The sequence below is a fragment of the Sphingorhabdus sp. SMR4y genome, assembly GCF_002218195.1.
Taxonomy (GTDB): domain Bacteria; phylum Pseudomonadota; class Alphaproteobacteria; order Sphingomonadales; family Sphingomonadaceae; genus Parasphingorhabdus.
Window position 1 is genome coordinate 382708 of sequence record NZ_CP022336.1, and the last position, 15615, is coordinate 398322.

Genomic DNA, 15615 nt, shown 5'->3' on the forward strand with positions numbered 1-15615 from the left:
ATAAAATGTTCAAATCTATTCCACTCAACAAGCTCGTTGAATCCAAGAAAAATGTCCGCAAGCGGTCTGATCCCGCAACCGATGCATGGCTGAAGGCGGACATTGCAGCGCGTGGATTGTTACAAAATCTGGTCGTTAACGCGATTGCTCGGGGCAAATTTGAGGTCACGGCAGGTGGCCGGCGTCTCAAACAGTTGAAGGCTCTTGCCAAGGACAAGGCGATTAAGAAAAACGAGCCGATTACATGCCTCGTTAAAAACGGCGAAGCACATGAGATCCGCGAAATCAGTCTGGCCGAGAATTTCCAACGCGTAAAACTCAACCCTGCCGATGAAGCCGAAGCGTTTCAAGATATTGTGAACGATGGCGCCAGTGTTGAAGACGTCGCCATTCGCTTTGGTCAGACGGTTCGCTTTGTCGAAGGGCGTTTGCGGCTCGCCAAGCTCGCACCAGTGGTTTTTGAGGCTTTGGCAAGCGGCGACATCACGCTTGATATTGCGAAAGCTTACGGCGCAACCTCGGATGTCGAACGCCAGGCACAGATATTCGAGGAAGTGTCGGGAGGATATTACAGCGTAAATTCCGACAGCATCCGGCGCATGGTTCTGGACGCCTGTGTCCGGGCTAGCGATCCCCGTGCCGTTCTGGTCGGACGCGATGCTTATCTTGAGGCAGGCGGCAAAATCGACCGGGAACTCTTCGATGATGATGACAGTGAAAGCTGGGTTGACGTTGCTCTTCTTGAACGTCTCGCCGCTGAGAAAATGGAATGGCGGGCCGATGAGGTCAAAGACCAGTATGGTCTTGCCTGGGTAAAGCCAACGCTCGACTGTTATGTCTCGCATGATCTCGTCGAGGGCTTGAACCGGCTTCCTACAGAGTTTGAACCGCTTAGCGATGAAGCAATCGCGCGTCTGTCTGAATTGGAAATCGAATATGATGGTGAAGCCGTCATACTCGAAAATGAGGACAGTAGCGAAGATGATGTGTTCGCAGCCGAGAAACGCGTGTCGGAAATCGAACAGGAAATGCGCGCGCTCAACAATCGCAAGCCAATTCTGGCCGACGTGCTTCGCAGCGAAGCGGGCGCTTTTCTGGCGCTTGGCAATGACGGAGTACCGACATTGGTTCCGCAATATTATACGGACAAGGTTGATGCCCCTATCGAAGATGAAGGCGTCGAACTGGTCGAGGAAGGCGAGCCCGCCAAACCCAAGCGTGCAGCTCTTTCCAAACGACTGGTCGATGAACTGGCGATGCAGAGGCGCGATATTTTGTCGCTTCATGTGGCAAGCGATCCGGCGCTCGCGCTCGACTTTATGATCTTCACGCTTGCTGACGCTGAAAGTCATGATTGGCAGGCTCAGGAGGCATCGACGCTCAAGGGCCCCGTAGCACATGGTCCGGCGCATAATTTTGAGGCAAAGGACGCACCAGCAAGTGCAGCATTGGCGGAATTGCGCGGGTCTCTGGATGAAAGCTGGAAAGCAGGCACCACCGATGTTGAGCGTTTCATGGCATTTCGGGAGCTAAGCGATGACGCGCGCAGCGCCTGGCTCGGCCATGTCGTGTCGCGAACGCTCGTTGCAAGCCTGAATGTTGAAGGCGACCGGCAAGTCTCACTGCACGATTATCTGGGCGGTATCTTGGAAATCGATATGGCGGCTTGGTGGCGTCCGACTGCGGCCAATTATTTTGACCGTGTACCCAAGGCCAAAACGCTTGGCGGCATGCAAGAGGTTGGCGGTCTGGAACTTTCAAACCGCTACGGCGCATCCAAAAAGGCCGATCTTGCAGCAACGGCCGAGCGTATCTTCTCCGGAAACTTCATTGCTGAGGCTGAAGTCAAACAAGCTGCTGCGCGGTGGGTTCCCGATGCGATGCGCTTTGCTGATTTGTCTGCGGCTGATGAAGTTTTGGAAGATGAAGCTTCGGAAGCCGGCGCATCAGAAGATATTCCAGAGATAGCCGACAAGGCTGCCTGATCCTCCTCCTGACAGGTGGTCTTCTGGCTGAAGCGGCTTGCCTTTTTAAGGCAAGCCGCTTCTTTTCATCAAAATCATGGCAGTAGGCGGTTACCGGATCGCGGCCAGTTGACCGGCAACTTCCGGGAGTGATGCAATTTCAATGTCCTCAGAATGGGGATAGCTTTCGGAACCTGGATATATCACAAGCTTCCGGTCCGGCTGTATGTCATCGCAGGCATTATAAAAGCCTCTTTCCAATTTTGGCGTCAAGCTTCGCTTGATCTCAATCGCCCACCGTTTGCCTGTGGGCAGCGTCAGAAGGAGATCGATTTCTGCTCCTGCCGATGTCCTGTAAAAATTAGCCAGCGTAGCTTCAGGTGCGGCAGCGATCAGGCTTTCGATGACAAATCCTTCCCAGCTGGCTCCGGCGACCGGATGGCCAAGCAGGGCTTCGAGATTGTCTATGCCCAGTAGCGCGTGAACAATGCCGCTATCACGTACATAAACACGCGGAGATTTGACCAGTCTTTTGCCGGTATTATTGTGCCAGGGTTCAAGACGACGAACGAGCAACAGATCAACCATCAAGTCAAGATAGGAGGCAACCGTCTTTCCATCGACCCCCAGTGATCTTGCGAAATCGGCAGCGTTTAATAGGCCGGACTGATGATGTGCGAGCATGACCCAGAAACGTCTGAGTGTTTCAGCGGCAATTCTCGGCCCCAATTGCGGGATGTCCCGCTCCAGATAGCTGCGGATAAAATCCCTGCGCCAGCGCATGCTCGTCTGATTGCTTTTGGCAAGGTAACTGTCCGGGAATCCACCCCTTACCCAAAGTTCATTCAAGTCACCTGAATCGATTTCAAGAGGGTCAAGTGGCCGCATTTCCAGATAGGAGATGCGGCCCGCCAGACTTTCGCCCGACTGGCGCATCAGGTCCAGAGATGCTGATCCTAACAGGAGGAACCGGCCCGTTCTCCTTCCCTTTTTACGACCTTTGTCAATCAATCCGCGCAAGTTCTGGAAAAGGTCCGGAACACGGTGAACTTCATCGAGGATTACAAGCTTGTCTTCATGGTTACCAAGATAAAGCTCCGGTTCTCTAATTCGGGATCGGTCAGCATCCGATTCCAGATCGAGATAGAGGGAAGGACCGCTTTCACCAATTTCCTGCGCTAGAGTCGTTTTACCCACCTGACGCGGCCCCAGCAAGGCAACTGCGGGGCTTTCAGCCAGTCTTTCAAGCAAAATATCGTGAATTCGGCGGTCAATCATCCTTGTATTTATGGAGTAGAGTTCCAGAATTGCAAGATATATTGAGAGCCTGACTTCCGAATGAGAGAGGATAGGGGGCTTGGGCCTGTCTGATCCAGTAATTTCGCTGGAGATATTCAGGAGAAAACACATGCCCCGGAAACAAAGCCAATCCCCCAAAATATCGCCCGCAGCGCGAATTACAGCAACCATCATTGAAAAACTGGAAGTTGGAACAAAACCCTGGATACAGCCTTGGAGAGGACTTCCAGTCTCACGGCCCTTGCGCAGTTGCGGTACGCCCTATCGCGGAATGAATGTATTCTGGCTCTGGATGATGGCTCAGGAAAGTGGCTTTAATTCTCCTTACTGGATGACTTACCGGCAATGCGCATCGCTTGGCGGTCAGGTTCGCAAGGGCGAAAAATCGTCCATCGCCATATTCTACAAAAGCTATACCAAAGAAATCGAAGCTGCGGATCATGGTGAAGCGCAGGAGGAAACCCGTCGCGTGCTCAAATCCTATGCTATATTCAATGCCGATCAATGCGACGGTCTGCCCGAACGCTACCATCCCAAGGCTGAAGTATTGGATATCGAACCGGAGGGACGAACGGAAAAGCTCGACCAGTTCTTTGGGGATATCGGTGCCAATATCCGCGAGCATGGCAGCAGCGCCTACTATGAACCGGTAGCTGACCGTATTACGATGCCGCCCATCAGTCTGTTTGATGGCTATGACCAATTTTGTGCGACCCTTTCTCATGAACTTGGTCACTGGTCAGGCCATAAGTCGCGCCTGAATCGTGATCTCAAGAACCGTTTTGGCAGTGCTGCTTATGCCGCCGAGGAGCTGGTCGCAGAGCTTTCCAGTGCCATATTGGGCGCGGAGCTTGGCCTTCCGGTCGGACATCTGGATAATCATGCAAGCTATATCGCCAGTTGGCTAAAGCTGCTCAAAACAGATGATCGCGCTATACTAACAGCGGCGGCGCGCGCGGAAGAGGCGTCAAATCTGCTGTTGAGCCTTGGCGGTTATGTGCAACAAGAGCCTGGTGAATTATCCGATGCCGCATGATTGAGCAAAAAACTTGCAATCTTGCAAATGAAAGATTATTGTAAAATACATTCATTAGAAAGAAATGAAAATGACTGAACGGGCACTCAAAATAGAACGAAGCGATGATAGGTTGCTAAGTTCTGCAATTGGTAGAATTGCAGAATTCTGGAGCCTGAGCAATGTCAAATTAAGTGCGGTACTAGGTCTATCGGAAGCAACTATTTCCCGGCTTCGTTCGGGAAAAACATTTCTTGATCCTGCCTCCAAATCTTTTGAAGCCGGACAGTTTCTCCTGCGGCTGTTCCGCAGTCTGGACGCGCTCATGGGCAGTGACGATGATGCAGCCACATCCTGGCTGACATCGCATAATCTTGATCTTGAAGCGCGGCCGATTGATCTCATCGACAGTTTCAAGGGACTTTTGACGGTATGTGACTATGTGGACGCCCACCGCGCTCGCGTCTGAATTTCGCCGCTACCGCAAAACCGTTTGGCGGGTGGTTGAAGCGCAGCACCGTATATCGACCAATCGTCTAGCAGAAAACTTCGAAGATCAGGCACGCCTTGAAGAGCTTGCCGAAGTAGCAAAACCTGACCTTCCGAAGTCTGCACAAGGTCTGCACTATCTTCTCGCTTCACCCTTTCGATACGGTCATAAAAGCCCAAGCCGGTTCCGGCGCGCGAATGAGCGTCCTGGTATTTTCTACGCCAGTGAGGCCGAAGCCACAGCGATTGCAGAGACTGCCTATTGGCGATTGCGCTTTTTCAGCCGGTCGCCGGGTTTTGTTCCTGGGAACCGGACCAGCGAGCATCTGAGTTTTTCCGTTGCCGTTTCGACCTCACGCGCGGTTGATCTTTCCAGGCCGCCATTTGACGCGCAAGCATCAGACTGGACGCATCTGGATGACTATAAAGCCTGTCAGGATTTCGCTGATGTGGCTCGCAAAGCAGATGCGCAGCTTATCCGCACAGTCTCGGTGCGTGATCCGGATGCTGGATATAATAGCGCCATATTTGATCCATCCATATTCGCCGGGAAGACACCGGATTATCGCCAGACTTGGCATTTTCGGTTCGAGCAGGGGCGACTAAACGCCATTGCGGCTTTTCCGGGCGGAGGAAGTCATGCCTTTGAACCGGAGATTTTCGGCCTACCAAACATGCCCCAACACTGATTCCATAATCTCCTAATTGTAGACGTAACTACTGACCGCTTTTTCTCCCCGCAAGAGAGGCCCTGGCCCATCAGGGCTGCGGCGCAACCCCGCGAGGACTGCGGCCCGTGTGGCCCGCGCCAGCCTTGTCTCGCGAGGTTCCCCGCCTGTCGGCGGTGCGCCATGCACCCTGACGGTCCTTTCGGGCTCTTGCGGGATAAAGCGGCAAGGTGCCGAACATCTCCCGCATATCAGGAGAACATCATGGACAATTTATTCAAACAGCAACTTGCTGGTCTTGACCTTTCCGGTCTCACAATCAGCAATTCCCCATTTATATCATCGGATTTTCCAGCCCAGGATGCTATTTCGCAGACACTTGCAGCTGTTTGGTCGGATTTATTCGCTGTCTTTACCGATACCGCGCTTGAAGCCGACGCTGAAGATCTTGCATGGGGCTTCGTCAATCTCTTCCACCGCGCTGCGCAGCGTAAATCAAAGCAGCTTGACCGTGCATCGGATGAGGTCCGGGCACTCATCGCATCTGCTGATGGATCAGAAGTGCATACCAGTAACCTGGAAGAGCAGATTGAACGCGCGCAAGCGGCAGAAGCCTCTATGGTCGCCTTTGAAGAAATGCGCGAAGTTGCAGCAGCGCTCTACCTCGATGAAACACATAGCTCCTGGAAGCCGGTTTCCAGTTCGCGTGCCAATCATGGGGCGATGCTGACCTCTGCCGTCATTCAGGGCCGCGATTTTCTGCAAGCACGCAGCCAGTCCAGACGCAAAGCGCTCATGCCCGAAGGTACGCCAATCATCTTTGCAGGTGGCCGCACCAAGCAGAATTGCACCGAAGATGCGAAGGCCTTTGCAAACAACGTCTGGGCCACGCTCGACAAAGTGCATAATTCCGTTGGTGACATGGTGCTGGTCCACGGAGGCGATGGCAAGGGTGCCGACCGTCTAGCTGCATCTTGGGCCGAGCGTCGCGGCGTTGCTCAACTTACCTTTTCACTGGATCGCCATCTGGGTGCAAGAGCTGGGTTCAAACGCAACGAACAGATGCTAGGCCTCGCACCTCGCTATGTCATTGCCTTTCCAGGGAGCGGCGTATTGGAACGTCTCGTCATCGAAGCCAAGAGACGGCGTATCACGGTCGTTGATCGGCGCGGGCCTCTTGGCGTCAGCCCCAAGACAAAGCCAACCGATACAGGCAGCTAGGCTGTCCGAGCCAGCGCCGCAGCCGCGGTGCTGGCTTTCTTCAGTAAGAGGAAAGGAGGCTCGGGTTTCCCTGAACCGGACACACGGTGTGATCGGCTAAAACAGAACCGGAGGTATTTATCATGGAACCGAGTGAATGGATGACGGACTATTTTGACAAACAGAAGAGCCGCAGCGCGCGTTTGATCCAGTCTTTTCAGCGCAACAAGCCAGCTATTCTTGATGCGCTGCGAGAGGCAAATATCGCGAGTGTTGAACTCAACTATGATGGCATGGGTGACAGCGGTTGTCTGGAAGCTGCTACGTACTATTCGAACGATAACAAGCCAGTCGATTGGTCCGATGCCAAAGTCGCAATTGAAACATTTGAGATCGGCTCAACAATGATCATGCGTAAATCCATGCCTCTGTCGGAAGCACTTGAAACCGTCGCTTATGATGCTCTGGAAGTGCATCATCCGGGATGGGAAATCAATGAAGGGGCCTATGGCCTCTTTAGGATTGAGGTCGAAGAAGGAACAATGGCGCTGTGCTGCAGTCTCCGTGCGACCGAATATTTTGAAACCGAAATTTGGGGAGAGGAATAATGTCGCATTGTCATTATCATGCGCTTTCTTCGGTCCGTAAATGGGGCGGCGAGGCAGGCGATTATCTGCCCCTACATCAATGGTTCGATAAATCGAAAGGAATACTGGCGGACCCGAGGCACCGGGCGCTTCGGCATCATGCCGAAGGCATATTCATGCTGGAATCACTCTTTGGTACGGTCATTGTTAACGCCGATGGCCGCGAGGTTCCAGTCCGCCTGATCGGCGAACAGCATGTCATCGAAGATTTGGGAACTATCCCCTCGTTTGCGGATTGGGCGCGCCTGATCGAACCACAGACCTGGATGATGCGGGAGCAACCCAAACTTGTTGCCATTGACGCGAATATGGCGGCGTAAGCTTCGTTCTCGAGCAGCCTGTTCCGTCCTAGGTATTGCCAATGTTGCGGGCGCGTTCCCAACATATGACCATCAGGCCAGCCGTTAAACATTCTTGCATCAACCGCGATTGACGGATCCAATACGAGGCTTGTCAGTGTCTCCTGAAGTCCAAATCAGCCGCGACCAAATCGGCTTTTTCGCGAACCTTCCTGAACCAGGTCAGCAACATTGCAACCAGCTTTGTTACCGGCCGTGTTGCACCTTTCAGGTGCTGCCCGCACCACCCGGACAAAGCGGGTTTCCCTTCGGCGCTACGCGCCTCCCGGTGCAATGCCGCTTCTCCCTGTTTCTTTCGTCAGTTCGCAAGCCGGAATGGTTCCGGTTTGAAGATTAAATCAGGAGAATAACAATGACAAATATCGTAGTTTTGGTTGGACGTGTCACTCGCGATCCAGAAAGCCGGGAAACAACCGGCGGCACAACGGTTACAAATCTTTCAGTCGTAACCGACCGTCCCGCCCGCAACAGTGAAGGCAAAACCTACAAGGATGAAAAAGGCTTTACGGTCAAAGATGCAGAATTCCACCGCATCACTTGCTTCAACGGTCTGGGCAAAAACGTTGCCCAATATTGCACCAAGGGCCAGATGGTTTCGATCGAGGGGCGCCTGCATTATACGCAGTGGGAAGATGCCGACAAAATCAAACGTTATGGCTGCGAAATCCTTGCCGACAAGGTGGACTTTCTCACCCGTGGTGCGTCTCAGGATAACAAGGATGCACCCGACATCGATGAATGATCCTTGATCTTCATCCTGCAAACAATCAGGCCTCGCCGGTTTCCCGGCGGGGCCTTTTTTATGTTCTTGTACGTGAAGGTTGATGTTAACGCGCTAAACTGGAACCTCCAATTTTGAGTATGGCCAGCGCCTGTTCTTCATTCATTTTTCCAAGCGCAGTTCCTATGCGCTTGAGGCTTTTCGCGCTAAACGCTTCGACGCCGCTTCCCAAAAACATCCGTCCTAGTTCGGCTGCCGCCTTGGCCTCCAGTTCCTGCTGTTTTGTGTCGAGTTTTGCGCGTTCGCTTTCAAGCTTTTTGAGCGCTGCCAGCGCACCTGTTTTTCTGGTCATGAGATTTCCTTTTTCTCAGTGTTGACCCCTTGAAACTCCGTAATTGCATATTGTCCCACCTGTAGGAAAATGATTTTTGCGAATGTAATCTGGATGTGGAATACGAATTTGGGGAGGGGTTGCTCACTTGAAGTCCAAGTATGATGCGCGAAGGGCCACCGCGTAAAGGACGACGGGGCCCCACCATTTTACCGCTCCGGCGGCTGGGCCGCCTTACACGATAAAATCGTTTCCCCCATCGCCGCTTCGCGGCCGCCTGTTCCAGCCGGTCCTGTGACCCGGTAGCCCTCCACGCATCACGAGACTTGTCGTCATTTTGACAAATTTCAGGAGGTAGTATGACACAGGTTATAGATACGGTATTTGATGCACAAAGCTATTTTGCGGCAGTAGAAACAGCGGAACGAAGGGCTCTACACAGCTTCTTTGATCAGCATGTCGTTGAGGACGACGACCAGGGTTATGTAGCACTGGATGAAGGAGATTATAACGCGCTACCGACATGGGCAATGAACCGGGTTGTCCATACTGTCCATGGGGCGCTGCTGGATGAATTCTAAGGACGGCACACAGGGCAGGGGCCGGAAACGGTCTCTGCCTTTATTTTTGTTCGCTTCAGAAAGTGGTAGCGCCGAAAATGTCTTTCAAACCTAGCCTCCCGACCGTCGGCCTGAAAGACATTTTCTGCACTGTCGGTTGGCTTAAACCTAACAGGGAGAAACACAAGGTACTTTGCCGAAAGTCGATTCTATACAATCATTGTGGGAATCGAGTTGCTAACTATCAGGAATAAAGATTATTCAGAATTTCCGTATCGATTCTGGCCATTTGCGACCCGGGCTGGCGTTGATATGGAAAACACCCAAATCGGGTGACATAGGGGCAGCGGAATCCCCATTCTGCTGCCCTTATTTTTTGCTCGTGCTTTAGTTTGAAATTCTAGCCATCGGGTAATTGTGGAGCGCTGATGTCAAGCATCAGCGCGCGTTTTTATCCATGCTATCCACGTGGCATAACGCCACATGATGTAATCGAGAAAATTCCTGGAAATTTACTGCCGAGCTGGGAACAAAAGAGTGCACACCGTACGCAGCTCGCTGCCTTGGTTATCTTCATTGATATCAACTGGTTAAGTCCCAAAATCGCCCGATGTAACAGATAAATCCTCTAAGACTTGGTGGGTTTTTGGCAAGTCTTAGCCCAATCACATCGCCGCAAAGCATTGATAAATAATGAAATATAACCGATTGACTTAGACTTGTTCACGATTTATTCTTATTGGGCTTTTCGAAGGGTGAACCAGGTTCTTGAACGTCAAGGAACCTGAGTATGACCAACCATATTTGTTTACAAACCTATCTTTCTTATCCGCTTGCACAGTGGGTCAGATCGGAAGCTGATGACCACGGCGAATGTGTCAGCGTATTCATTCGCGATCTTGTCATGGCGGCATATATTGCGCAGGATGAAGGTCATAATGATACTCTAAAAGGCCTCGACAAAGCCCGCGAGATTGTATTTTCCTCCGTAGCGCTTGATGCCATTTTAAGCGCCCACCCGGACAGCTCACTTCGGCAAAAAACCCATGATGCATATGGTCGTCGCTTACAGCGATTGGGGCTTGCTCCAGCCTCTTCGAATGGAGGCCGTGATGAAGCGTAATATTGTAAACTTCACGCGCGGTAGCCAGCTTCTCGGACACTTTGGTTTCATGTTCGCAAGTGGGCTTAAAGCTCCTCTGATCATTGCTGCCGTTCTCTTGGTAGGCATCTCCTATTGGATGGTGACATCGGGTCTTACCGACCATCAGCGCTACCTTGCGGGTATGAACCTTTATGCTTTGTTTTATGGGTTCATGGAGTTTGATCCTACCAAGCCGGTTAATCTTGATCTTGCGGGCGGCGCGAGCATGGAAATGGCGATTTCAGCGGTTCAGAACTTCCCTCCGGTCGAGCGTGCAATGGAAGCATTATGGACAGCCCTCCGCACAGCTTTGGCCATTTCTGCATTGCTGTTCCTGCCTGCCTTTATAATATTTTATTGGGTGGCAGAATATTTTGGCGGCCGGTCGAAAGAAAGCAAACATGAACGCGGCGCGCAACTTGCAACATTGCCCGAACTGAAAGCGGAAATAACTCGTCATAATGCTAGCGAGCAGGCACGGGAAATGAAAGCAGAACTGGGCTGGCGCTGGCGTTTAGCGGGGCAAGAACGTCTTGCTGCGGCAGGCTATTACCAGCCCTCCAAACTTGCAGGCGTTCGTTATCCGTGGCGGCTTGAACAGAGCCATGCGATGCTGATCGGAACCACCGGAACCGGTAAAACCGTTGCCCTGCTGGAGATGATAGATGAGGCCCGCAGAAAGGGACAGCGCGCCGTCATATTCGATCTGACCGGCGCTTTTATCGAACATTTCTATGACGCCTCGCGCGATGTCATATTAAACCCGCTTGATGCCCGCTGTCCGCAATGGAGCGTGTTCAATGATTGCAGCACCATTGCCGAATTCCACAGCGCCGCTGAAGCGATAGTACCGCAGGATGGCGGCGGCGAAGATCAGTTCTGGGTTATCGGTGCGCGCTCGCTGTTTGTGCAATCGTGCATGCAGCTGATGAAAGCCGGAACGCCGACCAATGAGGCGCTGGCCGAGAAGCTCATTACTGCTGACCTGACAGATGTGCACAAGCTTTTGAAAGGCACAGTAGCGGAGCAATTAACCGCGCCCAAAGCGGCCCGCATGGCAACTTCGATCCGGGCTGTGTTTAATGCAAACGCCGAGGCCCTAATGCTGCTGCCCAAACATGGTCCGCAGTTTTCAATCCGCGACTGGATAAAAGATGAATCCGCGCGTGGTGGGATCATATTTATATCCGCGCGCTATGTCGACATGAGTATCTGTTCCAAGCTGCTTACCTTGTGGATGGACACCGCGATGAATACCCTTATGTCGATGAGCCGGACATCCGATTTGCGGGTGTGGTTCATGATTGACGAACTGGGCGCATTGCACCGGCTGCCAGCACTGGAAAAAGGTTTGCAAACGGCCCGAAATTTTGGCGGCGCTATCGTCACTGGCATCCACGCATTTGCCAAACTTAAAGAAGTCTACGGTGAAAATATGGCGATGACATTGTCTTCGCTTGCGCGCACCAAATTAATCCTGGCGACGGCTGACCGGGAAACGGCAACATGGTGTTCGGACTTTATCGGTCACCGGCAAATACGCGACATGGAAGAAGGCTATAGTTACGGCTATAACAATGCCCGTGATGCGGTCAGCCTGACCCCAAGAAGGCAGATCGAGCCATTGCTGCTACCCGATCAGTTTATGAACTTGCCGCGCCTCAATGGTTACATAAAATTTCCCGATGGCTTCCCCGCTGCACCGGTTAAACTGATCCCGCAATCCTGGCCCAGTCTAGCCGAAGGATATATTGCGCGGGCATTTGATGAACCCGATGAAACCGGACAATCCTATGTACCTCGTCAAGAACCTCTGCCGTCTTCGAAGCCTGATGGGACAGATAAAAATAGCCACGGCGGGGAGGTAGAACCAGCAGCGGACTCCGATGACAACGAAGAAGGCGTCAAACAATCTGCGGCCGATCAGAAGGAGTTTGCCTTTCGGGAACCCGAAGAAATCACCGACGTCCAGTTGCCCGATGAGCCTCGAGATAAAATACTCAAGGATGGCACGGTGGATCCCGCTACCGATGGTCCAGGTAATTCGCTCGGCAAGGATGAGCAGGCGCCATCACCGTCTCCCGAAGATGACAAACAGCAGCGCTCTGATCTGCCTGATCCATCCGATCCTGCAAACAAGGCCCGGTCGCTGAGCAGTCTGCCGCGTGATGCTGGCCGGGATCTTCGCGAGGGCGCTGTGCGTGATGAGCCGGACCGCGATATCGGCGAATATGACATGTGAAACCTGCGCGGTGGAGGGCGCGTCCAAATGATGGGAATTGACTATGCTCTCTGCCTCAAATGTTCGCTCTGCGGGCGGCGCTGCAACTTATTTTGCGGCGGATAACTATTATACCAAAGCTGATGCCGACCGGTCCGGTCAGTGGATTGGAGAAGGAGCGGAGCGGTTAGGTTTAAAAGGTCAAGTAGATGCGCCAGCCTTTGAAGCTCTGCTGCGCGGTGAATTGCCAAATGGCGAGCGAGTGGGCAGCGATAAACAATATCACCGCGCCGGAACCGATCTTACCTTCTCGCTACCCAAAAGCTGGTCGCTGATCGCTCTGGTTGGCGGCGATAAAAGGATTATCGATGCGTACCGGACAGCGGTCACAGATACGCTGCAATGGGCCGAGAAAAATGTCGCCGAAACGCGGGTTTTTTCCCGAGGCAAGATCAAGCCCATTGGAACGGGCAATCTGACGATTGGACTGTTTCAGCATGACACCAATCGCAATTCTGAACCCAATGTTCATTTTCACGCGGTTGTCGCCAATGTGACGCAAGGCCCGGACGCAAAATGGCGGGCGCTGCATAATGACAAGCTCTGGTCGAACAACACGCTTCTAAATAGCATGACGATGGCGCGCTTTCGTCTTGAAATCGAAAAGCTTGGCTATCAGCCTGCCCATCAGGGCAAGCACGGTAATTTTGAAGCCGCAGGTATATCGCGCGAAGCGGTTATGGCCTTTTCTACGCGCCGACAGGAGGTACTTGATGCGCGCCGGGGACCAGGACTGGAAGCTGGCAAGATTGCCGCTCTGGCAACGCGCGCACCCAAAGAAGCCATAAAGGACAGGGATGCCTTGTCTGCAACATGGCAGGAAGCTGCAAAGGCGATGGAGCTCGATCTTGGCGGATTGATCGACAAAGCCAATATTCGCGCAGCAGGACTGGAGATTGATCAAAACCCCAATCTATCACTGGCGCAAAAAGGAATGATTTTTCTCAGGGCGTTTGCAGAAAAAATTCAAGGATTTGGGCCAAAGCCCTCCGCAGATCCTTTGGTGCCAGCGCATATCCTCAATAAACCCCGCGAAGAGATAGCCGCAGCGCAGGCGGCCGCTTCAGCCATTCGCCATCTGAGCCAGCGCGAAGCAGCATTTGGGGTATATGATGTTTATAAGACTGCTTTGGATTTTGGCCTCCCGACATCCATTGCTCATGTTGAACGCCGCGTCAGGGCACTTGTCAGGGAAGGTGAGCTTGTTCGGGGCAAAGGACGCGACCGGGATTTTGTCACCACGCGCGATGCCTTGCAGATCGAGCAGCGCATAATTGGACAGGTGGAAGCGGGCAGGGGCAAGGCGGAGCCGCTTTTGTCATCAGAATTGGCTGGCGAGCAGTTGCAGGCGGTCGCGGGTCTCAATTTTGGGATGACACTTAACAAAGGCCAGGAATCCGCCGGCCAGATGATATTATCATCGTCCAATCGCATTATCGCGGTGCAGGGCATTGCAGGGGCAGGCAAAAGCAGCCTTCTCAAACCTGTCTCGCAGCTTCTTGGCGAGAATGGCAAAACGGTTCTGGGTCTCGCCGTCCAGAATACGCTCGTCCAGATGCTCGAACGCGATACCGGGATTGCGTCGATGACCTTGGCGCGCTTCATTGGAAGCCACAAAAACCTCCTCAAGGAGGGAGCCGATAAAAAGGCTCTTACGGAAGCCAAAGCCGCCATGAAAAACCATGTGCTGGTTCTCGACGAGGCCTCGATGGTCTCCAATGTTGAAAAAGAAAAACTGGTCCGGCTCGCAAACCTGCTCGAGGTCGACCGTCTGGTTATGATCGGGGACAAGAAGCAGCTGGGTGCTGTCGATGCCGGCAAGCCCTTCGCGCTTGTGCAAGCCTCGGGCATTGATACCGCAAAAATGATCACCAATTTGCGCGCGCGTGATAAAATATTACGCCGCGCGCAATATTCAGCCCAGGCCGGAAATATCGGCGAGGCTATGTCCTATTTGAAAGACCATATTACCGAAACCAAAGAGGGTAGCGCCCTAATCGCCGCCGAACGCTGGTTAGCGCTTTCTCCACAAGACCGGCAATCCACCGCCATCTATGCATCAGGACGAGCGCTGCGCACAGCCGTCAATGAAGCGGTCCAGGCCGGGCTTAAACAAAACGGTGAACTGGGAAAACGAGGGCAAAAACTGGACACCTTCTCCCGCGTCAACAGCACCCGCGAGGAACTGCGCTATATTCACAGCTACAAACCCGGCATGATGATTGAACTTAAAGCTCCGGACAGAAGTCAGCGCCTTGGCAAGGGGCAATATGATGTGGTCTCGGTCGATGAGCGCGCAAAGCAGCTTGTCCTGAAAGATCGTGGGGGCAGGGAGCGGAGCTTTCAGGTGAGCAAGCTTCGCGCAAATGCATCTGAAGACCAGATCGCTCTCTATGAAAAGAAGCAGCTCGATATTTATGCGGGTGATAAAATTCGCTGGACCGACAGCGATCACAAACGCGGGTTGTTCAACGCGGATCAGGCAAATATTACAGCAATTGATGCTGGGCATGTTCACTTGCGAACATCTTCCGGCATCGAGCATCGTCTGCCCCATAGCGATCCCATGCTAAAACGTATTGATCTGGCTTACGCGCTCAATGCGCATATGGCGCAGGGGCTTACTTCTGATCGCGGGATTGCGGTCATGGATAGCCGCGAGCGCAATCTTTCCAACAAGCAGACATTTCTGGTTACGATTACGAGATTGCGGGATGGTTTGACGCTCATCGTTGATAACCGCGAGAAACTGGAAGCAGCAGTCGAGAAAAATGACGGCGCAAAAAGATCGGCGCTTGAAGTGACACAGCGTCTCGGCAAAGCCGCAGCGACTGGGCTTGCGAAAGGAAATGAAATTGCGCCCAAAGAACCGCAAAAGGACCAGCGAGAACTTGAAAAAGAACACAGCAAGCCGTTGGATATGGGGATTTAGATGAT

Annotated in this window: 14 protein-coding genes; 12 read left to right on the top strand and 2 right to left on the bottom strand. The window is 52.8% G+C overall.

Annotation, left to right across the window (positions count from 1 at the left end):
- The first annotated feature begins 5 nt into the window (after window positions 1-5).
- The gene (locus SPHFLASMR4Y_RS01750) at window positions 6-1985 is read left to right on the top strand and encodes a ParB/RepB/Spo0J family partition protein (protein WP_089132029.1); all 1980 of its coding nucleotides are present in this window, start codon (window positions 6-8) and stop codon (window positions 1983-1985) included.
- Between the two features lie 90 nt (window positions 1986-2075).
- Here SPHFLASMR4Y_RS01750 and SPHFLASMR4Y_RS01755 read toward each other — a convergent pair whose 3' ends face one another.
- Window positions 2076-3242 (bottom strand): ATP-binding protein, encoded by a 1167-nt coding sequence (locus SPHFLASMR4Y_RS01755; RefSeq protein ID WP_089132030.1) that lies wholly within the window; start codon window positions 3240-3242, stop codon window positions 2076-2078.
- Between the two features lie 130 nt (window positions 3243-3372).
- On the opposite strand from SPHFLASMR4Y_RS01755, the gene SPHFLASMR4Y_RS01760 reads away from it, so the two are divergent.
- The 7 genes from SPHFLASMR4Y_RS01760 (at window position 3373) to SPHFLASMR4Y_RS01790 (ending at window position 8383) form a co-directional block, all read left to right on the top strand.
- On the top strand, window positions 3373-4299 hold the full coding sequence (locus tag SPHFLASMR4Y_RS01760; protein WP_089132031.1) for an ArdC family protein: 927 nt from the start codon (window positions 3373-3375) through the stop codon (window positions 4297-4299).
- A 70-nt stretch (window positions 4300-4369) separates the two neighbouring features.
- Complete coding sequence (locus tag SPHFLASMR4Y_RS01765) at window positions 4370-4747, top strand: MbcA/ParS/Xre antitoxin family protein (RefSeq protein ID WP_089134608.1); 378 nt, start codon at window positions 4370-4372, stop codon at window positions 4745-4747.
- Complete coding sequence (locus SPHFLASMR4Y_RS01770; RefSeq protein WP_089132032.1) at window positions 4719-5456, top strand: RES family NAD+ phosphorylase; 738 nt, start codon at window positions 4719-4721, stop codon at window positions 5454-5456. Before SPHFLASMR4Y_RS01765 ends, SPHFLASMR4Y_RS01770 begins: the two co-directional genes overlap by 29 nt.
- A gap of 243 nt (window positions 5457-5699) precedes the next feature.
- Window positions 5700-6656: a DUF2493 domain-containing protein gene (locus tag SPHFLASMR4Y_RS01775; protein ID WP_089132033.1), complete on the top strand. Its 957-nt coding sequence runs from the start codon at window positions 5700-5702 to the stop codon at window positions 6654-6656.
- 122 nt (window positions 6657-6778) lie between these two features.
- A complete protein-coding gene (locus tag SPHFLASMR4Y_RS01780) occupies window positions 6779-7243 on the top strand; it encodes a DUF6878 family protein (protein ID WP_089132034.1) in 465 nt (154 codons plus the stop codon).
- Window positions 7243-7602 (top strand): DUF6915 family protein, encoded by a 360-nt coding sequence (locus SPHFLASMR4Y_RS01785; protein WP_089132035.1) that lies wholly within the window; start codon window positions 7243-7245, stop codon window positions 7600-7602. The genes SPHFLASMR4Y_RS01780 and SPHFLASMR4Y_RS01785 overlap by 1 nt, the downstream gene beginning before the upstream one ends.
- Window positions 7603-7993: 391 nt before the next feature.
- Entirely contained in the window at window positions 7994-8383 is a 390-nt protein-coding gene (locus SPHFLASMR4Y_RS01790) for a single-stranded DNA-binding protein (protein ID WP_089132036.1), read from the top strand.
- Window positions 8384-8468: 85 nt separating this feature from the next.
- Here the strand turns inward: SPHFLASMR4Y_RS01790 and SPHFLASMR4Y_RS01795 are convergent, their stop codons facing one another.
- The gene (locus SPHFLASMR4Y_RS01795) at window positions 8469-8714 is read right to left on the bottom strand and encodes a DUF6437 family protein (protein ID WP_089132037.1); all 246 of its coding nucleotides are present in this window, start codon (window positions 8712-8714) and stop codon (window positions 8469-8471) included.
- Window positions 8715-9052: 338 nt separating this feature from the next.
- Here SPHFLASMR4Y_RS01795 and SPHFLASMR4Y_RS01800 point away from each other — a divergent pair, with 338 nt between their 5' ends.
- The 4 genes from SPHFLASMR4Y_RS01800 (at window position 9053) to mobF (ending at window position 15610) form a co-directional block, all read left to right on the top strand.
- Window positions 9053-9274 carry a hypothetical protein gene (locus SPHFLASMR4Y_RS01800; protein ID WP_089132038.1) on the top strand — a complete coding sequence of 74 codons (222 nt, stop codon included), beginning with the start codon at window positions 9053-9055 and terminating at the stop codon, window positions 9272-9274.
- A 769-nt stretch (window positions 9275-10043) separates the two neighbouring features.
- Window positions 10044-10376 carry a hypothetical protein gene (locus SPHFLASMR4Y_RS01805; protein ID WP_089132039.1) on the top strand — a complete coding sequence of 111 codons (333 nt, stop codon included), beginning with the start codon at window positions 10044-10046 and terminating at the stop codon, window positions 10374-10376.
- Window positions 10366-12639, top strand: a complete 2274-nt coding sequence (locus tag SPHFLASMR4Y_RS01810) for a type IV secretion system DNA-binding domain-containing protein (RefSeq protein WP_089134609.1) — start codon at window positions 10366-10368, stop codon at window positions 12637-12639. The genes SPHFLASMR4Y_RS01805 and SPHFLASMR4Y_RS01810 overlap by 11 nt, the downstream gene beginning before the upstream one ends.
- Window positions 12640-12682: 43 nt before the next feature.
- Window positions 12683-15610 (top strand): MobF family relaxase, encoded by a 2928-nt coding sequence (mobF, locus tag SPHFLASMR4Y_RS01815; RefSeq protein ID WP_089132040.1) that lies wholly within the window; start codon window positions 12683-12685, stop codon window positions 15608-15610.
- The last annotated feature ends 5 nt before the right edge of the window (window positions 15611-15615 follow it).